At 29.1% G+C, this 22,196-nt stretch carries 16 protein-coding genes; 14 read left to right on the top strand and 2 right to left on the bottom strand.

Annotated features, from left to right (window positions below):
- Positions 1 to 5 precede the first annotated feature (5 nt).
- On the top strand, positions 6 to 3,500 hold the full coding sequence (locus tag ABNK64_RS00080; protein ID WP_349763081.1) for a DUF4402 domain-containing protein: 3,495 nt from the start codon (positions 6 to 8) through the stop codon (positions 3,498 to 3,500).
- Between the two features lie 101 nt (positions 3,501 to 3,601).
- The gene (locus ABNK64_RS00075; RefSeq protein WP_349763080.1) at positions 3,602 to 5,095 is read left to right on the top strand and encodes an ABC transporter substrate-binding protein; all 1,494 of its coding nucleotides are present in this window, start codon (positions 3,602 to 3,604) and stop codon (positions 5,093 to 5,095) included.
- Between the two features lie 66 nt (positions 5,096 to 5,161).
- Here the strand turns inward: ABNK64_RS00075 and ABNK64_RS00070 are convergent, their stop codons facing one another.
- A complete protein-coding gene (locus tag ABNK64_RS00070) occupies positions 5,162 to 6,799 on the bottom strand; it encodes an AAA family ATPase (RefSeq protein WP_349763079.1) in 1,638 nt (545 codons plus the stop codon).
- Between the two features lie 367 nt (positions 6,800 to 7,166).
- Here ABNK64_RS00070 and ABNK64_RS00065 point away from each other — a divergent pair, with 367 nt between their 5' ends.
- From ABNK64_RS00065 to hslU, 6 genes are read left to right on the top strand one after another with little or no spacing between them, the layout of a single operon-like run.
- Positions 7,167 to 8,345 carry a nucleotidyltransferase gene (locus tag ABNK64_RS00065; RefSeq protein ID WP_349763078.1) on the top strand — a complete coding sequence of 393 codons (1,179 nt, stop codon included), beginning with the start codon at positions 7,167 to 7,169 and terminating at the stop codon, positions 8,343 to 8,345.
- Positions 8,338 to 9,660, top strand: a complete 1,323-nt coding sequence (locus ABNK64_RS00060) for an MFS transporter (RefSeq protein ID WP_291255470.1) — start codon at positions 8,338 to 8,340, stop codon at positions 9,658 to 9,660. The genes ABNK64_RS00065 and ABNK64_RS00060 overlap by 8 nt, the downstream gene beginning before the upstream one ends.
- 17 nt (positions 9,661 to 9,677) lie before the next feature.
- The gene (locus ABNK64_RS00055) at positions 9,678 to 11,027 is read left to right on the top strand and encodes a ComEC/Rec2 family competence protein (RefSeq protein WP_349763077.1); all 1,350 of its coding nucleotides are present in this window, start codon (positions 9,678 to 9,680) and stop codon (positions 11,025 to 11,027) included.
- Entirely contained in the window at positions 10,990 to 11,724 is a 735-nt protein-coding gene (locus ABNK64_RS00050) for a site-2 protease family protein (RefSeq protein WP_349763076.1), read from the top strand. The genes ABNK64_RS00055 and ABNK64_RS00050 overlap by 38 nt, the downstream gene beginning before the upstream one ends.
- 12 nt (positions 11,725 to 11,736) lie before the next feature.
- Entirely contained in the window at positions 11,737 to 12,315 is a 579-nt protein-coding gene (locus ABNK64_RS00045; protein ID WP_291255473.1) for an IMPACT family protein, read from the top strand.
- 19 nt (positions 12,316 to 12,334) lie between these two features.
- Complete coding sequence (gene hslU / locus ABNK64_RS00040) at positions 12,335 to 13,645, top strand: ATP-dependent protease ATPase subunit HslU (protein WP_349763075.1); 1,311 nt, start codon at positions 12,335 to 12,337, stop codon at positions 13,643 to 13,645.
- 224 nt (positions 13,646 to 13,869) lie between these two features.
- On the opposite strand, the gene ABNK64_RS00035 is transcribed toward hslU, so the two are convergent.
- On the bottom strand, positions 13,870 to 15,024 hold the full coding sequence (locus ABNK64_RS00035) for an ROK family transcriptional regulator (RefSeq protein ID WP_349763074.1): 1,155 nt from the start codon (positions 15,022 to 15,024) through the stop codon (positions 13,870 to 13,872).
- A 177-nt stretch (positions 15,025 to 15,201) separates the two neighbouring features.
- Between ABNK64_RS00035 and ABNK64_RS00030 the strand changes: the two genes are divergently transcribed.
- From ABNK64_RS00030 to ABNK64_RS00005, 6 genes are all read left to right on the top strand, one after another.
- Positions 15,202 to 16,377 carry a galactokinase gene (locus ABNK64_RS00030; protein ID WP_349763073.1) on the top strand — a complete coding sequence of 392 codons (1,176 nt, stop codon included), beginning with the start codon at positions 15,202 to 15,204 and terminating at the stop codon, positions 16,375 to 16,377.
- Positions 16,377 to 17,897, top strand: a complete 1,521-nt coding sequence (gene galT / locus ABNK64_RS00025) for a UDP-glucose--hexose-1-phosphate uridylyltransferase (protein WP_349763072.1) — start codon at positions 16,377 to 16,379, stop codon at positions 17,895 to 17,897. The genes ABNK64_RS00030 and galT overlap by 1 nt, the downstream gene beginning before the upstream one ends.
- Before the next feature lie 17 nt (positions 17,898 to 17,914).
- A complete protein-coding gene (gene galE, locus ABNK64_RS00020; RefSeq protein WP_300389305.1) occupies positions 17,915 to 18,904 on the top strand; it encodes a UDP-glucose 4-epimerase GalE in 990 nt (329 codons plus the stop codon).
- Positions 18,905 to 19,196: 292 nt separating this feature from the next.
- On the top strand, positions 19,197 to 20,123 hold the full coding sequence (locus tag ABNK64_RS00015) for a tripartite tricarboxylate transporter substrate binding protein (RefSeq protein ID WP_300343269.1): 927 nt from the start codon (positions 19,197 to 19,199) through the stop codon (positions 20,121 to 20,123).
- A gap of 70 nt (positions 20,124 to 20,193) precedes the next feature.
- Entirely contained in the window at positions 20,194 to 20,622 is a 429-nt protein-coding gene (locus tag ABNK64_RS00010) for a tripartite tricarboxylate transporter TctB family protein (protein WP_300343267.1), read from the top strand.
- 18 nt (positions 20,623 to 20,640) lie between these two features.
- Complete coding sequence (locus ABNK64_RS00005; RefSeq protein WP_502878723.1) at positions 20,641 to 22,104, top strand: tripartite tricarboxylate transporter permease; 1,464 nt, start codon at positions 20,641 to 20,643, stop codon at positions 22,102 to 22,104.
- Positions 22,105 to 22,196: the final 92 nt, after the last annotated feature.

Raw genomic sequence — 22,196 nt, 5'->3', positions numbered from 1 at the left:
GATAGATGAAAAAATATTTACTTATTCTGATGTCTTTTTTTATGGTTATATTAGGAATAACATCTTTTTCAAATGTAGAAAATGAAAAAGTTCCCAATGAACTGATTATAAATAACCCTAAAAAAGAAGTGACAACTATAGAGAGTTTAAAAAATAGAGAGCATGGAGAGATGAATATCTCTGTAACAAAGATAAATCCTATTCCAATTACTGGAATAGAGAGAGATGGGAAGTTGGAGTTTGAACTTCCAGAAAAAGTTGAATTAGAAGAGAATATTTTTGTAACAGATGATGTTAATAAAATACAGGAACATAGAACATTAAAATTAAATAAAAATTTAACAACATTTTCATTAGAAAATCAAACTGAAAAAACTAAATTAAAAGTTGATAAACCTAGTGATTCAAAGAAAATATATATAGCTGTAAAAGAGCAGGATAAAATAAAGAGAGTATATGAGAATAATTATATGAATTATGATAGTACTGATATTGGAAATGCTTATATATATCTAGATGGAAGAGTACATTTTGGGAATTTATATAATTCTAACTTTAATAAAATAAGTCAAGGAGAATTATTTATAGGAAAAAATGGAAAAGGTAATGGGTTTGATCTTACAATTCCATTAAAGAATACAGTTCAGATTACCAGAGATACTTATGGAACTGTTGAGGAAACTTCTTTTTATATTTCAAGTTTGGAACAAACTTCACGTTCAGGAGACTATTTTTATAATAAAAATGGAAACTTTGGTTTAATTTTAAAGAAATCGAATTCTTTAAAATATATAGCAGAAGGTCGTGATGTGATTAGTAATGATTTTTTTGATGTAGTACCAGCAATTAAGATACCTCAAAATTATTATGGAGGATTTGATAAATTTCAAGAATTTAGAGTTGGTGCTAGACATACTGATACTAGAAACTATCATTATAGAACAGTAATAAAACATGCTGGTGATGATATAAGAACATTTACTGCACATGAAAATATTGATATGACAAAAGTACTTGTGGGTAATACTGTTAACATTAATGGAAAATTTGACAGAAGAGAAAGAAACTTTCTTACTTGCTTATATACTCAAGTTGATTCTATTCCAATATACGAAAATAAACATGCAAATGTCATAGCATCAGTAATGACAGTAGAAGAAAATAATAGAAAAGTGGGAGATTCAGGTGTTGTAGGACCTTCAATCTATCCTAAATTTAAAGTAACAGTAGCTGATGAGTATGAATTTAATTATTATCATGAATGGGATTCTGCTTATGGAGATAGACTTAATTTTACAATTAAAAAGTTGCGTGAAAATGTAGGGAATAAGAGATATACTATTAAAGTGTATTCTGGTAGAGATTATCATGTTTTGTTAGGAGTTTTAAATTTAAACATAACAAATGGAATAGGAGATGGTGGAGGAACATCACCAGACTCAGGAAATTCGGGAGGAACAAATATTCCAGAATATGATTTAGGATATGCAGAATTCCAAAATGATTCTAGAATTAGTAAGTATTGGATATTTGGAGATGGATATGCAATAAAAAATAATGAGAACAAAAGGTTAAATTTTAGAAGAGTTGCTCATATAACACAAGGTTTTTTTAGAAATGATTTAATTAAAAATGAAGAAATTACTAATATAATAGTAAATGGACAAACTTCTACTGAAGAGAAATGGATGAATGGGAAAAAATATCGTATTTTTTCTCTTAATGAAGGGAATAAAATAGCTATTCCTATAGGTAATAATAGTGGTAACTTTATAGATAATATGGCTATATATATAAATAATATTAAAAATGAAAATTATAAAGCGAAAATAAATATTAAGTTAATAGGCAATAAAGCAAAATATAATGGAATGATAAATTTAACATTTGTTGGAAAAGCAGCTCAAGTAAGGTATGGAAACTTAGATTTATCTAAATATCCAATATCAGAAACTAATGCATTAAATTTTGATAAACTTTTTAATAGTGAAGATTATTCAGGAGATAAATTTTTTCCTTTTTCATCTGTAGTAGGTAAAGGTAGTGGAGGAACTGGTGAGTATGGAACTTTGATAACAACTTTAGAAGTAAAAACTAATACATATGAGAACGAACGAGTAATTAAACAAGATCCTTTTGGAACAGTTAGAGTAGAACTTAAAAATAATGCTATAGAAATAGTTAATAACAATTGGGGAGAAGGTACTATTAATATATATAAAAAAAATATGTCAAGTGAATCTATAAGATATATAGTAAAAGGATATTTTTATGATAATTATTTAGGAGAGATGAATCTAAATATTACTAATCAGAAAAATTCTTTTAAAGATATTGGAAATAAAAAATTTACCATTGACCATAGAATTTTAAATCGTTGGATATATGGAAATCTTTTATCTAGTCAAGAATTCAATAATTCTAATAAAAAGGATTATTCTGATTTAATAAAAGTAAATAATTTTAATATAGATAGACTTTCTTCATCTTCAGTTCAAGTTGTTGATGCAATAGTTAATGGAAATAGTAGTATTGGACATGAAAATGGAATAAATGGATATAAATATAAAATTTTCTTAACTTCTTTTGGGAAAGTAGCTATTCCTATTGATATAAATATATCCAATTTTAATGAAAAAATAGCTATATATATACCAAATAATATACATATAGGAAATTATAGTGCTAGTATTAAACTAATAGGATCAGATGGTAAAATATATAGAGGTGATGTAAAGGTAGAATCAATAGGAGAAGTTGCTAAAAATACAACAGCAAAGGTAGATTTATCAAAGTGGTCAATAAATGGATTAGGAATCTGGAATGATCCAGAGAATATTACAACCACAGGACAAGATGTAACTTTAGAAAATGGAAAATTATTTTATTGGAAAACTTATATAAAAAGTAATTTATTTAATAAAAATATAATAACAAAATTAAAGGTTACAAAAGATGGAAATGAAGTAAAAGAAGTCTCAGTTAACAATATTGGAGTTAAAATAGAATGTACAGAATTTCTTGATAACAATATAGGGTTTGATAATAATGGTTTTTTTATAAAGAAAAAAACAGAGAATATAAAACCAATAGAATATAAAATTGAAGGATATTATAAAGATATCTTCTTAGGTCAAACAACATTAACAATTACTAACCAAAAGAATTCTTTTGAATTAACTGGAGATAATACGTTAGATTTTGGAAATATGGTTTATACTTCTAATTTAAATGAGTATAGAAAAGAAAAATTATTTAAAGTAAAAAATCCAAGTAATGCTAATTTAAAGTTTAGTGTTGCTTCATCAACAGGAACTATAAAAAATGGAATGGATAATCTAAAATTAGAAAATATAAAAATTTCAGAATCAAAAAATAATGGGAATGGAGAAAGCTCATTCTTACTAGGAGCTTCAGCAAAGGTAGAAAAGAATACAAAACCTGGACAATATACGGGAGAGATTCAAGTTATAGTTGATATTGATGGCACTGGAAAATAAAAAAGTGTTTAAAATAAAAATATTTTGACTTGAAAATCAGAAATAATGTTATATAATGTATTATAATAAGTTTAGATAAAATATTTCAAGGGGGAAGGAATATGAAAAGAAAAGTATCTACACTATTAATTACATGTTTAACATTATTATCAACAGTAGCAATTGCCAGTGATAAGGACACATTGATAGTAGCACAGGGAGCAGAGGCAAAGACTATGGATCCTATTGCAAGTAATGATGTTCCGTCATACAGAATTATGGTTAATATCTATGATACCCTTTTTCAGAGAGATCAAAAAGGGAATTTAGTTCCAGCTCTTGCAAACTCTTGGGAGCAGGTAGACCCACTTACATTATTAATACACTTAAAAAAAGATATAAAATTTCATAATGGAAATGACTTTAAGGCAAATGATGTCGTTTTTAGTTTGAATAGAGCTAAAGAAGCTCCAACTCTTATGAGTTTTTTTGGAGATATAGACAAAGTTGAAGCTATTGATGATTACACAGTCAAGATAACTACTAAACAACCATTTGGTCCACTTATTAATTTTTTATCACATAAAGGATCTTCTATCTTAGATGAAGAGACAGTAAAATCTGCTGGTAAAGATTATGCCCTACATCCAGTAGGAACAGGACCATATGAGTTTGTTTCATGGAAATATGGAGATAGAGTTGAATTAAAAGCAAATCCAAATTATTTTGGAGGGAAACCAGTTACTGAAAATATAGTTTTCAGAACTATTACAGAACCTACAAACAGAATTATTGCTCTAGAAACAAAAGAGGCTGATATAGCTTATGAGATTGATCCTATCGATCTACAATTTATTAAGAGTAACCCAGAGTTAGTCTTAATGGAGCAACCAGCTTTAAGTATAAATTATCTAGGATTTAATACTAAGAAAGAGCCACTAAGTAAAAAAGAAGTGAGAGAAGCAATTGCCTATGCCATCAATATACCTAGTTTAATAGATGCTGTTTATTTAGGTTCTGCTACTCCAGCCAATTCAATTGTTCCACCAGGAGTTCCAGGATACAATGCTAATGCTAGAAGATATGAACAAAATATTAATATGGCTAAGGAACTTTTAACTAAAGCTGGATATCCTAATGGATTTAAAATAAAGATAACATTGAATGACTCTGGAACTAGAAAAAATATTGCTGTTATTTTACAAGATCAGTTGAAACAGATAGGAATAGATGTTGAAGTTGAAATAATAGAGTGGGGAGCTTATTTAGATAAGTTATCAAGAGGAGAACAAGAACTATATCTTCTTGGTTGGACAACTCCACCAGAATGTGATGCAGCTGTATACTCTCTATTACATACTAAACACCACGGAAGTGGAGGAAATAGAAGTTTCTTTAGTAATCCAAAAGTTGATGAATTATTAGACTTAGCTAGAAAGAGTACAGATCAAGAGGAGAGAAACAAATATTACTGTGAGATTCAAGATATAGTACAGGAAGAACTACCTATATTTGTTTTGGCAAATCCTTATGATAATGTTGGTTTACAAAAAGATATTAAAGGATTTTTATTTGATATAGAGAGTGAGCACCGTCTTTACAAAGCATATAAATAGGGAAAATAAAAAACATAGCATTTTAGCTATGTTTTTTTATAACTCTTATTTTGACATTTTCCTATCTTATTGAACATAACTAGCTATTACTTTCTTTCCATCAAAGACATAACCCAACTTAATTATTTCTTTTGCTCCGTATCTTTCCAACTCTATATAGTATTTATTCTCATCTATCTGTTGTAAAGCTTTTTCCACTTCTTTCTCTGGCTTTTTAGTATAAGCTCTTTTTAACTCCAAGACATATCCTGCTTTTGTCTTATCTTTTGGAAATAGTATTATATCTGCTCTACCATATCCTGCTTCCATATTTGATTTAGGGAGATAGTAACCATCTAAAGCATAGAAAAATCCAAGTAGTAACATATGATATGGATTTTCATAATATTTTGTTATATCATGTGAACTCATTGTATATAAAACTAATTCCTCTATTGATTTATTCAACTGCTCTATATTTTTATCTCTTAAAGCATCTCTTAATCTATCTACTTTATCATAATTTCCAAATACAATAGTTAAAAACTCATCCTTGAAGAAGTTCATAATCTCCATATTTGGTATTCTTACTAAATACCTTCCATCTTCTAATCTACCATTTATAGTTAGATAACCAGAATATAGCATAAGTTCCCATACTTCACTTGCTGATAGGTTATTTCCAAATCTTACATTTTCAGTTATTCTTACTGCTATCTCTTCTTGATTAAAAATCTTTTCAAGAGTTTTCAATCCCTCTTCTCCAGTATGTTCTAAAAGCTCTCTTATCATAAAGTTAGAGCTTGTATTTATCCAATATGATTTTAACACTTTAAACTGTACAAAGTTTAATATACTCCAAGGATTGTATATATCATCTTTACCAAAACTATACCCATCATACCATTTCTTTACTTCTAACATTTCATAGCCTATCTTATAATAATCTAACATAGCTTTTACTTCATCTTCTACTAATCCAAAACTATCACTATATTCATCATTTAAAGTCGTATAACTAATAAAGTTATTTAAATCAGAGAATATTCCTGCTTGAGCTACTCTTATTATTCCAGTAAGAACTCCCATTTGTAAATACTCATTAGTTTTAAGGACATCCCCATAAAAAGCTTTTAAGAAATCTCTCATTTCATCATAGTATCCCTTTTCATAGGCATTCATAATAGGAGAATCATACTCATCTATTAATACAACTACTTTTTGATTATAGTTCTTATATAGTAAAGAAGTTAAAAAAGATAGAGAAGTTTTTAACTCTTCTTCATCACTTTCTTTCCCCGCAAATTTATTAAATATTTTATTTTCATTTTCTGTTAATATGTGATTAATTTTTCCATCATACTCATTATATAACTTGAATATTTTATCTCGTATATTTTTAACTGCTCCTTCCCAAGTAGAAGCAGTTATTCCTTTCAAGCTAAGAAATATTACAGGATATTTTCCTTGTTCATCTATCAATGGAGAGTTTTCTATATATAAGTCATTAAATAGTTTTCTGTTTTCATCTTTATTTTTTACATCAAAAAAATATTTCAGAGTAGACATATTAAGAGTCTTTCCAAATCTTCTAGGACGACAAAATAGCTTTACCTTTGCTCCATCATTTAATATATCTTCTATAAACTTTGTCTTATCAACATAGTAATAATCTTGTTCTATAATTTCTTTAAAGTCCTCTACTGCAATAGGTACTTTTTTCATAGTTATATTACTCTCCTTTCCTTAAATATATAATATTTATTATATCATACTATAAAGAAATTCCCTATTTTATTTTATAACTGATATTTCTTTTATTTCTCATTTGAGCAAGTACTCTATTTTAAGTAGAATAACTTAAAATACTCTCCTCATAGGCTTATACTGGTCTTACTTTATACTCCTTGAATTACTATACTCATTTTACTTTTTTCATATTCTACCATTTTACTTTCTAAAAGACAATATAACACCCCACTGTATAATTCCTTCTCTAATATTAGATTAAATATAATTTCATGCACTCTTAATTCTTTTTATTTTGGGAAAATATGATATAATATAAACAAAAATAATGAAAGGAGAAAAGATGAAAGCCACAGGAATAATAGTGGAATACAATCCTTTTCACAACGGACATAAGTATCATTTACAAAAAGCTCGTGAAACAGATCCTCAAAATATTATAATAGCTATTATGAGTGGAGATTTTGTACAAAGAGGTGAACCCTCTATAATTGACAAATGGACTAAAACTAAGATGGCTTTAGCAAATGGAGTGGATATGGTAGTTGAATTACCTGTTTTTTACTCTTCTCAAAGTGCTGAAATTTTTGCTAAGGGAGCTGTTGGTATTTTAGAAGAACTGCAGTGTGACTCATTATTTTTTGGTTCTGAGTCAGGAGATATTGAAGATTTAAAGAGAATATCAACTCTTCAAGAGAGCGATGTTTTTAAAGCAAATTTAAAAAAGAGATTGAAAGAGGGGTTATCCTATCCTACTGCACACAGTCTAACTATGAGAGAGATACTTGGAGAAAAAGAGCTAAATTCAAATGATATTCTCGGCTTAGAGTATATTAAAGCTATAAATTACTGGCAGAGTAAAATTGTTCCAAAGACCCTTAAGAGAGAGAAAGTAGGGTATCATGATACAAATATCATTGGAAATTTTGCTAGTGCTACAAAGATTAGAGACTCTATTAGAAATCAACAAGATTTTCAAAATATAGTGACTCCAGAGAGTTTTAATATTTTAAAAGAGTATGTAAATTTTACCTCAATAGAGAGATTCTATCCTCTTATTAGATATGAACTTATTAAAAATTATAGAAATCTATCTGAGATACAGGATTTGGAGATTGGATTTGAAAATAGACTCTACGAAAATGCTCTGAAGTTTGAAAATTATGAGGATTTTTTTAAAAACATCACTAATAAAAGGTATACTTTGGGAAGAACACAGAGAGTATTAATGCACATCTTGTTGGGACTTACTTGCAAAATTACTGAACAGGTAAAAAAAGAGATTCCCTATGTTAAAATTTTAGGTTTTAACAATAGAGGGCGTGAGTATCTAAACTTCTTAAAGGGGATCAATAATAAAAAAATTATAACTTCATATAAAAAGATGAATGAAACTTTTTCCGAGGAAGTTTGTTCATTGATTGAATTTAATGAAAATTGTTCTAAGCTTTATAGATTAATCAATAGTTATCAAGAGTATAAAATACCAATAATATACAGGGAGGATATTATTAATGAGTAGAAGATTACCAACGAATATACAGATATTTTATGGTTTAGGGGTTAGTTATGCCATTGTTGATCAGATATTTGCTCAATGGATACTCTATTTTTATCTACCACCTGAATCATCTGGATTAAAGCCTGTTATGGCACCACTTTTTATCTCAATGGCTCTAGTTATATCTAGAGTAGTTGATATGGTTACAGATCCACTTGTAGGATTTTTATCTGACAAAGTGAATACTAGATGGGGGAGAAGAATTCCTTTTATAGCTATTGGTATCATTCCACTAGCTATATTTACAGTTGCTTTTTTCTATCCACCTATGAATAATGAGAAATTAGCATTTTTTTATTTGGCTGGAGTTGGGTCACTTTTCTTTACATTTTATACAATAGTTGGTGCTCCTTACAACTCTCTTATTCCTGAGATTGGACAGACAACTGAGGAAAGGTTGAATCTTTCCACTTGGCAATCTATTTTTAGATTGATCTATACAGCTGTGGCTATGATAATTCCTGGAGCTTTAATTAAAACTTTAGGAAGAGGAGATACACTGGTTGGAATAAGGGGTATGGTTATCTCTCTATGTGCTCTTGTAATTGTAGGTGGACTTATAACAGTCTTTCTTGTTCCTGAAAAAAAATACTCTTTAGGCTTGACTTCACAGGCAAACTTTAAAGATACTATGAGTACAGTTTTCAAGAATAAAGATTTTATCAATTATCTATTTGGATTACTCTTCTTCTTTATAGGGTTCAATAATTTGAGAGCTATTATGAACTATTTTATAGAGGATATTATGGGCTTGGGAAAGGGAGCTATCACAATTGCTTCAGCACTTCTTTTTGGAATGTCAGCTCTTTGCTTCTATCCTACAAATAAACTTTCTAAAAAATATGGATATAGAAAGATAATGTTAATCTGCTTAAGTTTATTAATTATTTTTACTCTCTTACTTTCTCAATTAGGTAAGCTGGTTCCTGTTTCATTTGGGTATCCTCTTTTCACTTTGATTGGTATACCAGTAGCTGGAGCAGCTTTTATCTTTCCACCGGCAATGTTGAGTGAGATCGGAAATAGAATTAGTGAAGAGAGTGGAAATAGAATTGAGGGTGTTTGTTTTGGTATACAGGGATTTTTCTTAAAAATGGCATTTATGATATCTATTCTTATTCTTCCAATTATATTGGTAGCTGGGAATGGAGATATTTTATCTGCTATAACTACAGCTCCAAAAGGTGTTGAAAAATCAGGTATCTACTTGACAGCCATTGTTTCATCTATATCATTTTTAATCTCATTTTTCTTTTATTATAGGTATAAAGAGTAGTACAATGGGAGGATATTATGGAAATTATATATATTATAGCTTTTGAGATTTCTCTTATATTATTTGGTTTTATGTTTTTACCATTTAATCTCTGTATCATATTGAGCTCCATTTTTATAGTTGGACTCTATATCTTCAATAGCAATAAAAATATATTTCTAATATTACTCCCATTTTTATTTTTATTGAGAGCTATTTTTATCTTTGACCACTCTATTAAAATGGGAGATATCAAAGAGTTTCAAGTTTTTAATTACGGTGCTGTCAGTAAAATTGAGAAGATAGATACACGGTATCCACTAAAGAACTCCTATCTCTCTCTATCCAACTGCAAGGAAGGAGAGTACCTAGTAGTTGCTGAAGTTAAAAATATCTCTAAAAAATACAATAATCTATATTATGAGGTAGATGTATTAAAATTAGAATCTGTTGTTCCCAATAAAGTTCAGCAGTATTTTCAAGAGAGAAGTAACTCATTATTAAAAAATTTTGATTATGATTTTAGACGGATGTTTCAAGCTGTTATTTTAGGAGAGAATTATAGACTTTCAAGGGAGATGAGAGCTAAATTTAACTATATAGGAATCTCACACCTGATGGCTCTATCTGGTTTTCATATTACCCTTGTTATCTCTCTCTTCTCCTTTTTACTCTCTTTAAAATTACCCTTAAAAAAAAGAGAGAGAAATATGCTACTCTTAGTTTTATTAACTATCTATTATCTTGGAGTACAGCATTCTCCTTCACTCAATAGAGCATATATTATGGGAGCTATCTACCTCTTAGGTAAGATTTTTAATGAAAATACTGAACTAGCTAAATCTTTAGTATTTAGTTATGTCATATTCCTAATAATCAATCCTGCTTCTATATTCAGTATCTCATTTCAACTTTCTTATGGAGCAGTTTTGGCTATTGTAGGATTTTTTCCTTGGATTAAAACTAAAATCTATAAAGGTAAGTCTAAGTTTATAGAGGGTATAATTTTAACCTTAAGTATACAACTGTTTCTCACTCCACTTTTAATAAAAAATTTTGGTGTGATACAGGTTTTATCATTTATTTCAAACATATTTGTACTTCCAATTGGAAGTATAGTAATTTCACTATCTTTTATAGCTCTACTTCTAGAAAATATATATCTAGGATCTCTAATAGTTCCCCTTTTAAACTTTGCATATTATATATTTTCTAGAGCAGTAAATCTATTTTACTCAATTCCATTGATGAGCATAGAGTATAAAGATGATAGTATTTTCCTAACACTATTCTATCCTATTTTCTTAGTAATAGTGTTTATACTCAAATTTAGAAAGGATTCTACAAAAAATGAAAAAATTTTTAAAAGAACTAAAATATCTCAATAGAGATATGCCAAATTCAACAAAATTAATTTTAGGAGTTATACTTATATATTTTTTACTAACTTTTGGTAAAACTCTTCTATTTGATCCCTCTATTTTTATAAATATAGCTCTTTTATTGATATCTTTGCTAATCCATGAATTAGCACATGGTTTTGTAGCTTATCTCTGTGGAGATAACACTGCAAAAATCTATGGAAGACTCAGTTTAAATCCGCTTAAACACCTAGATCCCCTAGGAACACTCTTCCCTATACTCTCGATTTTAGCAGGGTCATCTTTTGTATTTGGTTGGGCTAAGCCTGTTCCAATAAATTACTATAGACTAAAATATGGTAGAGTTGGGGAGTTTTTAGTGGCAATAGCTGGTGTGTCGGCAAATATTTTACTTGCCTTTATAGGAATTTTTATGATTAAATATATGTATGAATTTCTTTTATCATGGCACTTAGTAGTGGCTGTAATATATATGGTTAAGTTAAATATTTTACTTGCTGTATTTAATCTAATACCTATACCTCCATTAGATGGATCTAGGGTGGTTGCCTCTATTGGTAGTGAGAGTTTAAGAGAGAGTGTATTTCATATGGATAGATATGGTATATTTATTATTATGATTTTGAGTTGGACAGGAATTTTGTATAATTTTATTATACCAACTTATCAATTTATAGTTGAATTTTTATATAAAGTTATTTAATGGAGAGAGTTTATGAAAAGTGTTGCAAGAGAGTATGTTATTGAATTTGAAGAGAGAAAATCGAGGTTTATTGGTTATGTTAAGCCTGTTGGAAGTAAGATTGAAGCGGAGCAATTTATTCAATCTATAAAATTAAAGCATTTAGATGCTACTCATAATTGCTCAGCATACAAAGTTATAGATAATGGTCAAGAGTATTTTAAAACAGATGATGATGGAGAGCCTAGTGGTACTGCTGGGAAACCTATGGGAGATATCATCAACTATATGGAAGTTACTAATCTTGCTGTTGTTGCTACTAGATATTTTGGAGGGATCAAGTTGGGAGCTGGTGGCTTGGTTAGAAATTATGCTAAAACAGCTAAACTTGCTATACAAGAAGCTGGAATAGAGGAGTATGTTGAGAGAAAAATCTATCTTCTAGACTTCAATTATGAAAAAATTGGAGAGGTAGAGAGCATAGTTAATAATGGAAATGGTGAGTATCTTGATAAGGGGTACAATGACAGAGTAACCTATAAAGTTAGAATAGATACACCTACATTTGAAAATTTACAAGCTTTAAGAGATATTATGATAATAGATTTATAAAATAGAGGAGATATAGGGAATGAATAAAGAACTTACACCTAAAAAAATCTTAGAGGAATTAAATAAATATATAATTTCACAAGATGAAGCTAAAAAAAATGTGGCTATTTCATTGAGAAATAGAGATAGAAGAAAGATGATAGAAGATGAAAACTTAAGAAAAGAGATTACACCCAAAAACATCATACTTATAGGTTCTACAGGTGTTGGAAAAACTGAGATAGCTAGAAGAATAGCTAAGATTGCCAATGCTCCATTTTTAAAGGTGGAGGCTACAAAATACACTGAAGTTGGATATGTGGGAAAAGATGTTGAAAGTATAATAAAAGATTTAGTTGCTCTTACATACAGAAAGATGAAAGAGGATAAATTTAACTCTTTAAGAGAGCAATCTTTTCAAATAGCTGTTGAAAAAATTGCCAAACTATTAAAACCTTATAATACCTTAAATGACACTGAAAAAGAGAAAATTGTTAAGGATATTATTGAAGGTAAGTATGATGATACTGAAATTGAGATAGATAGACCTAAAAAAGATAATGATATACCTATTATTGAGGTTGTTGCAGGTGGAGGAGAGGATATTGGTGGCTTTTTGGATCAGATGATGTCTTCACTTCCCAATAAGTCTAAAAAATTTACTACTACAGTAAAAAATGCAATCTCTATACTTTTAGATGAAGAGGTTGAGAAAAAAATTGATCTTGAATCTTTAAATAATGAGGTTATTGAAAATGTTGAAAATAATGGAATTATATTTATTGATGAGATAGATAAAATCACTGAAAGAGAGGGTGGTGGAAAGGGAGATGTCTCTAGACAAGGTGTACAAAGAGATATACTTCCAATAGTTGAAGGTAGTACTGTTATGACTAAATTTGGACCTGTTAAAACTGACCACATTCTATTTATTGCTGCTGGAGCATTTTCACAGAGCTCACCTTCAGATTTGATGCCAGAATTACAGGGAAGATTTCCAATTAAAATAAAGTTAAAAAATCTTGAAAAAGAGGATTTTATTAAAATTCTTACTGAAGTAGAATACAATCTTTTGGATCAATATAAAGCTATGTTAGCTGTGGATAATGTGGAGCTTAACTTTACAAAGGGGGCTATTGAAAAGATAGCTGAGATAACTGCAACTCAAAATGAAAAAGTTGAAAATATTGGTGCTAGAAGATTGTCGGCTGTAATTGAAGAGCTATTGAGAGAGGTTATGTTTGAAGCTCCATATGAAGAGAGCAAAAAAATAAATATTGATATAAACTATATTAAAAAAATCTTTAAAAAAGAGGAGAACGAGGAGAATTTAGATAAGTTTATATTATAATTTATCACTCATTTTCAATAAAAAAATTTAAATTATAAAAAAAATAATATTTATTTTTCAAAAATTTCATTAAAAAATATTTTCTGATAAAAAAATATATTTTTTTGAAACTTCGTCACGAAAATGTCACAATTTAATGTTATTATTAATACATAAAATCTTTCCCCAAGATGTTTTATATAGTGAGAAAAAGGCTTGAGCAATCAGGCCTTTTTCTTTTTGTACTACCTAAATAACATATAGTTGGCTAAAGCCATAGGAGCTATATTATATATGCTCTCTTGAAACTCTGTTCTTTTAATTTGATAATACTGTTCGTCTAAAGTTAGCTTTCTGATCTCTTTTAACATATTTTTAAAAATATATTCACTTTGAAATAGATCTCCATATATTATTATTTTTTCTGGATTGATTACAGAGATTATCATATCTAAGGCGTGAGCTATATAGTGTAGAGCTTCCATTGTAACTGTTAAACTTACCATATCCTTTTCCTCTACTCCTCTTATAATATCCTTTATCTTTAACATTCCCTCTTTTTCTAATATCTTTTTTAAAGAGCTATATTGGTTATTTATCTTTATTGAAGCTACTACTTTTTTTATTATTGCTCTATTAGATACCTCAGTCTCTAAACATCCTTTTTTTCCACAAGAGCATTTTTCAAGACTATTTCTTCTTACAACCATATGACCTAATTCACCTGACATTGAGCCATATCCGTGATAGAGCATATTATTTAAATATATACTTCCTCCCACTCCCTCTTCAACATTTAAAACTACAAAATTATTGTTCTCTCTGCATAGTCCATAAACTTTTTCTGCTAGAGCCATAGCTCTGACGTCATTCTCTATAAAAACTCTCTTTTTAAATTTTTTTTCAAATCTCTCAACAATGGGAATATTTTTAGTATTATAGTGTGGTGAAAATATAGAGATTCCCCTATCACTGTCCACTAATCCATTCATTACTACAGAGATCATATTTATTCCCTTTGTTCTCTTTAAAATAACTCCAATAAGCTTTTCTGTCTGTCCGATTATATCTCCACCAAGATCTCCAAGTCTAAATTTTTTACTGATAAAATTATTTCCGTCAATATCTCCTACATTTAAAACTACAAAGGTAGGAGCAAAGTAGACTCCTAAAATTTTTCCTATTTTTTCTTTATTAAGATTGAGTAGGGTAGGTTTTCTTCCACCAGTAGATTCCCCAATTCTCTCCTCTATAACAATCTCTTTATCTAAAAATTCATTTACTATTTTTCCAACTGCAGCTGGAGTAATTCCAAATATTCTAGATATTTCTATTCTTGAAACTCCATTCTTTTCTTTTATCAACTCCAAAATTTTCAATTTAACATTTTCTTTTTTCAAGGTAACCCCCTCTTTCTATACTCTTTTATCTATATTTTACTCAATTTTCTTCTAAAAGCAAAACTTATTTTATAAAGTTTAATAAGTTTTTATTTTTTTTACCTTTTTAATTCTATTAACTGTCAAAATATTATATACTTATGATAGGTAATTAGATATTTCAATCGGAGGTCAAACATGATAGAAAAATTAGTTGGAGAATTTAAAAGAGTTTTTAATTATGAAGGAAAGGTAGAAGCTTTCTTCTCTCCTGGTAGAGTTAATCTTATCGGTGAACATACAGACTACAATGGTGGTTTTGTTTTCCCTTGTGCTCTTGATTTTGGAACTTATGGTATAGCAGTAAAAAGAGATGATAATAGATTTAGAATGTACTCATTAAACTTTGTAGATGAAGGAATTAAAGAGTTTACATTAGATGAGTTAATCAATAAAAAAGAGGACAATTGGGCTAACTATCCAAAGGGAGTTATCAAAACATTTATTGATGCTGGATATAAGATAGATTCTGGATTTGATATATTAATCAATGGAACTATCCCTAATGGTGCTGGACTTTCATCATCTGCATCATTGGAACTACTTATTTCTGTTGTATTAAAAGATTTCTTTAAATTAGATATTGATATGGTAGAAATGGTTAAATTATCTCAAAAAGCAGAGAATCAATTTATAGGTGTAAACTGTGGAATTATGGATCAGTTTGCTATTGGTATGGGTAAAAAAGATAATGCTATCCTTTTAGATTGCAACTCTTTAAACTATCAATATGCACCTATCTCTTTAAATGGTGCCTCTGTAGTTATAGCTAATACTAATAAAAAAAGAGGACTTGCTGACTCTAAATATAATGAAAGAAGAGCTTCTTGTGAAGCAGCTGTAAAAGTTTTAAATGAAAATGGTATAGATATTAAATACTTAGGAGAGCTTTCTGTAGATAGATTCAATGAAGTAAAACACTTCATAACTGATGAAGAACAACTTAAAAGAGCTACTCATGCTGTAACAGAAAATGCTAGAACTGTGGAAGCTGTTCAAAAATTAAAATCAGGGGATATAACATCTTTTGGTAAGCTTATGAATGCCTCTCATATCTCTTTAAGAGATGATTATGAAGTAACTGGTTTTGAGCTAGATTCTTTAGTAGAAGCTGCTTGGGAAGCTGAAGGAGTAATTGGAGCTCGTATGACTGGTGCTGGATTTGGAGGTTGTACAGTTAGTATTGTTAAAGATGAAAATATAGATAACTTTATCAAATCTGTTGGAGAAAAATATACAGCTAAAACAGGTTTAGTTGCTGATTTTTATGTTGCTAAGATAGGTGATGGAAGTAGAAAGTTGGGGGAATTTTAATGAATATTTTTAAAGAGATCAAACTATTACTAGCTTTTGGATTAAAAAATGGATTGATAGGTAAATATGATGAGATTATTGCTAGAAATGAGATCTTAGAACTACTAAATATAGCTGAATGGGAAGAGGTAGAGATAACTGAGAATGAGATTCCTGATTATCCTACTGAGATATTAAAAAATATTTGTGATTATGCTGTTAAAAACTCAATAATTGAGGATACTATCACTTTAAGAGATCTTTTTGATACTAAAGTAATGGGAAAAATAACTCCTACAGCTACTCAAATTATAGATAAATTTGAAAAACTTACTCAAGAGAAAGGGGTAGAGAGTGCAACAAACTTCTACTATGATTTTGCACAAAAATCTAACTATATAAGAGTGGATAGAATAGCTAAAAATATGCATTGGTTCTCATCTACTGAGTATGGAGATATGGAGATAACAGTAAATCTTTCAAAACCAGAAAAAGATCCTAGAGATATTGCTAGAGAGAGATTGATGCCTCAAGCCTCTTATCCTAAATGCTTACTTTGTTATGAAAATGTTGGATATTCTGGTAGATTAAATCATCCTGCACGTCAAAATCATAGAGTTATACCTCTAACTCTTACTAATGAAGAGTGGTTTATGCAATACTCTCCATATGTATATTATAATGAACATGCTATTGTTTTTGCTAAAGAGCATAGACCTATGAAGATAACTAAAGAAGCTCTCAATAGATTAACAGGTTTTACAGAGATTTTACCACACTATTTCCTAGGATCTAATGCTGATCTACCAATAGTGGGTGGTTCTATTCTTAGTCACGATCACTACCAAGGTGGACACCATGAATTTCCTATGGCTAAGGCTCCTATTGAGAAAAAAATATCATTTAAAGGATTTGAAGATGTGGAAGCTGGTATTGTTAAGTGGCCTATGTCAGTTATTAGAATCTCTAGTAAAAATAGAGAAAAGTTGGTGGATTTAGCTGATAAAATCCTAAATAATTGGAGAGAATACAGTGATGAAGCTTTAGGTATTCTTGCCTATAGTGAAGATACTCCACACAACACTATTACTCCTATAGCAAGAAGAAGAGGAGAGAAATTTGAATTGGATCTAGTTTTAAGAAATAATAGAACTAGTGAAGAGCATTCTCTTGGAATATTCCACCCTCACTCTGATGTACACAATATTAAAAAAGAGAATATCGGGCTTATTGAGGTTATGGGATTAGCTGTTCTTCCTGGAAGACTAAAAGAGGAGTTGGAAATTTTAAGTAGGTATATAGTTGAAAATGACTATGAAAATAGAATACAAAATGATAGTAAAGTTGAGAAACATTTGGAGTGGATTAAAAATATTATGAAAAAATATGAAAAAATCTCTTCTCAAAATGCTTATGATATATTAAAATCTGAAGTAGGTATAACTTTCTCAAGAGTTTTAGAAGATGCTGGAGTGTATAAAAGAGATGAGAAAGGACAAAGTGGTTTACTAAGATTTGTTGACCATATAAATAGTATTTAATTTTAAGGAGGTTAATTATGTCAGTTTTAGTATGTGGTGGTGCTGGTTATATTGGAAGTCATGTAACTAGAGCCCTTATAGATAGTGGAGAGGAAGTTGTTGTTTTAGATAATCTTTTAACTGGACACGTAGATGCAGTACATGAAAAAGCAAAGCTTGTTCTTGGTGATTTAAGAGATGAAGAGTTTTTAGATAGAGTGTTCAAAGAAAATAAGATAGAGGGAGTTATAGACTTTGCTGCTTTCTCTCTAGTTGGTGAAAGTATGACTGAACCATTAAAATATTTTGAAAATAACTTTTATGGAACTCTTTGCTTATTAAAAGCTATGAGAAAACATGGAGTTAAACATATTGTTTTCTCTTCAACAGCTGCAACTTATGGAGAGCCTGAAAATATCCCTATATTAGAAACAGATAAGACTTTCCCTACTAATCCTTATGGAGAGAGTAAGTTAGCAGTTGAAAAAATGATGAAATGGTGTGATCTAGCTTATGGTATAAAATTTACTGCATTGAGATACTTCAATGTTGCAGGGGCACATCCAAGTGGAGAGATCGGAGAGGATCACAATCCTGAAAGTCACCTTATTCCTATAATTTTACAAGTTGCTCTAGGAAAGAGAGAGAGTATAGGAATATATGGAGATGACTATCCTACTCCTGATGGAACTTGCATAAGAGATTATATTCATGTTATGGATCTTGCTGATGCACATATCCTTGCTTTAAAAAGACTTTATAAAGGAGAGGAGAGTGCTATATTCAATTTAGGTAATGGAGAGGGATTCTCTGTTAAAGAGGTAATAGAAGTTACTAGAAAGGTAACAGGTCACCCTATTCCTGCTGTTGTATCTCCTAGAAGAGCTGGGGATCCTGCTAAGCTTGTAGCTACTTCTGAAAAAGCAATGAGAGAGTTAAATTGGAAACCTAAGTATAATACTCTTGATAAAATTATAGAAACTGCTTGGAATTGGCATAAAACTCATCCTAATGGATATGAGGACTAATTAAAATTTTAACCCTCTCTAGATAACTATATAATTATTTAGAGAGGGTTTTTAGTTTTATTAAAATATCTAAAAAAAATAAAGTTTCATATAAGAAACTATAAAAATATTATAAATACTTGGTTATTGATTGTTGTTTCTTAAATAGTTCTATATAAGAAACTTTATAACTGTATTAATAATTGCTTAATATTTAAATTGTTGTATAATTATTAATGGAATTTTAAATACATATTGTAAATTTTATAGCACTACAAGTAATAAAATAGTACAGTATGAAAAAGGAGGAAAAATGAAAAAGTTTTTATGTATGATTTTAATGTTTATTCTAAGTATTTTTAGTTTTGCAAAAGGTTATCCTAATAAAAATATAAATCTTGTTGTTCCTTTTGCTGCTGGTGGTGGAACAGATGCTGTAGCAAGAAAATTAGGAAGTTTATTAGAGAAAGAATTGGGACAACCAGTTATTATTGTTAATAGAACTGGTGGAGCTGGTGCTGTAGGAATGACTTATGGATCAACATCAAAAAAAGATGGATATACTATTACAATGATAACAAGAGAAATAGTTTCATTACCTTTGATGAAATTATCACCAATAACTTATAAAAATTTTGATTTAGTTTCTTTAGTTAATATGGATCCAACTGTTGTTTTAGTAGGAAAAGATTCTAAATATCAATCTTTTGATGAATTAATAAAAGATGCTAAAGAAAGACCTGAAAAAGTAAAATTTGCGAGTACAGCAAAACCAAATTTTTATGCTTTAGCTATTGAAAATAAAATTGGAGTTAAATTCAATCATATTCCATATAATGGTGCAGGAGAAGTAGTTCCAGCTTTATTAGGAAATCATGCTGATTTCGCTTTAATGGGACCTGGAGAAGCTATTGGTCAAATAAAATCAGGACAATTTAGAGCATTAGGTTTAATGGCTAATGAAAGAATAGAAAGCTTAGCAGAGGTTCCTACACTAAATGAATTAGGATATGATGTTGTTTCAGGAACTTGGAGAGGAATAGCTGTTCCTAAAGGAACTAATCCTGAAATAATAGATACTTTAAATAAAGCAATAAAAAATGTAACTTCATCTGATGATTTCATAGACTTTATGGAAAAGGCTAATTTTGGAGTAAAATATTTAGGCCCTGAAGAATTTGGTAATTTCATAGAAGAAGATACTATGGTTATTAAAGAGATTATTGATAATTTAAAATAAACTTTATAAATTATAAAATTTTAAAAGGGAATTGCTCTTCCAATTCCCTTTTTTACTTGAGGAGGTTATTTTGTTAGAGAAAATTTTTTCTGTAATTTTATGTATAATAAGTGCTATAATTATATATTCAGCAAATAATTTTGATATGAGTTATATTGGTGATAGTGGACTAGGACCAGACTTTTTTCCAAAAATTGTAGGATTTATATTAATTATTTTAAGTATATTTTTATTTTTTTCTAAAGATAAAACGATTCAAGAAAATAAAAATATAAAATATACTTTAGCTACTATATTTATTTTTGCGATATATATTTTTATTATTGGAAAATTAGGATATTTAATATCTACAGTATTATTTTCTTTTAGTATTATGTCACTTTTCAAAAAAAATTCAATTTTATTAAAAATAATATATTCGATATTATTTCCATTAGGATTATATCTTTTATTTACATATATATTTAAAGTATCATTACCAACAGGAATATTTATTTAGAAAGGAAAGTGAATTATAGTGCAACATTTATTAGATGGTTTATTGACTGCTTTACAATTAGGAAATTTTATTTATTTAATATTGGGTGTTACAGGTGGAATAATTATTGGAGCTTTACCTGGCTTAACAGCTACAATGGGGGTAGCTATTTTATTACCGTTTACTTTTGGAATGGATGCTGTAACTGGTTTAATAATGCTTGTTGGAATTTATGTAGGAGCTATCTATGGTGGGTCTATTTCAGCAATTTTATTGAATACACCTGGAACTCCAGCATCAGCAGCTACATGCTTTGATGGATATCCATTAGTAAAACAAGGGCATCCTGCTAAAGCTTTGAGTGTTTCGACAATAGCTTCAGCTTGTGGGGGGCTAATAAGTTGTATAGCTCTTGTTACAATCTCACCTTTTTTAGCAAAGTTTGCTTTAAGATTTTCAGCACCTGAATATTTTGCATTAGCTTTATTTGGTTTAACTATAATAGCAAGTATCTCTGCAGAAAATTTTCTTAAAGGGATTATTGCAGGAGTTATTGGACTATTAATTTCAACATTTGGAATGGATTATATAACTAGTTATCCTAGATTTACTTTTGATGTTGTAGATTTATTAAATGGATTTTCTGTAATTCCAGTATTGATTGGTTTATTTGCTGTTTCAGAGGTTTTTAATCAAATAGAACTTTTAATTGATGAAAAAGAAATTAAAACAAATATAACAATGGATAAATCTTATATGAATTTAAAAGAGTTGAAGCATTGTTTACCTACTATTATAAAATCAGGTGTAATTGGTACATTTATAGGTTCTATTCCAGGAGCTGGAGCAGATATAGCTGCATTTGTTTGTTATAATGAAGCTAAAAGAAGTAATAAAGATGAAAAATTTGGTAAAGGAAGCTTGATTGGAATTTCAGCTCCTGAAGCTGGAAATAATGGGGTTACTGGTGGTGCTTTAGTTCCTCTTTTAACTCTTGGTGTTCCTGGAGATGCTGTTGCAGCAGTTTTATTGGGTGCTCTTATAATTCAAGGTTTAACTCCAGGTCCTTTATTATTTGAACAAAATCCAGAAATTGTTTATGGTTTATTTAGTTCAATGATACTTGGTAACATTTTATTGCTCATTATTGGATTAGCAGGAATAAAATTTTATAGTAGAATTGTTGAAATTCCTAAAACACTAATGATACCGAGTATATTAATGCTTTCAACAATTGGTTCTTATTCTATGAATAATAGTCTTTTCGATGTAGGGGTTACTTTTGCATTTGGAATAATTGGTTATATTATGGGAAAAATAAAAATGCCAAGTTCTCCTATAGTATTATCAGTTATATTAGGTCCGATGCTAGAAACAAATTTAAGAAAAGCTGTTTTAATGTATGAAGGTTCTTATTCTTTTTTATGGACTAGACCAATAACTATTGTATTTTTGATTTTATCTTTATTATCAGTTTATTCTGCTTTGAGAAAGAAAAAATAATAAAATTAAATTAATGGGGCTGTTGCAAACTGATGATTTTTAAATATCAGTTGCAACGCCTTTTTCTTTTTTTGCAAAAAAAATAGAAATCA

Source organism: Fusobacterium sp. SYSU M8D902 (assembly GCF_040199715.1).
GTDB lineage: Bacteria > Fusobacteriota > Fusobacteriia > Fusobacteriales > Fusobacteriaceae > Fusobacterium_A.
Note: the sequence above shows the minus strand (reverse complement) of the source record. Positions and strands in the feature narration are given on the sequence as shown.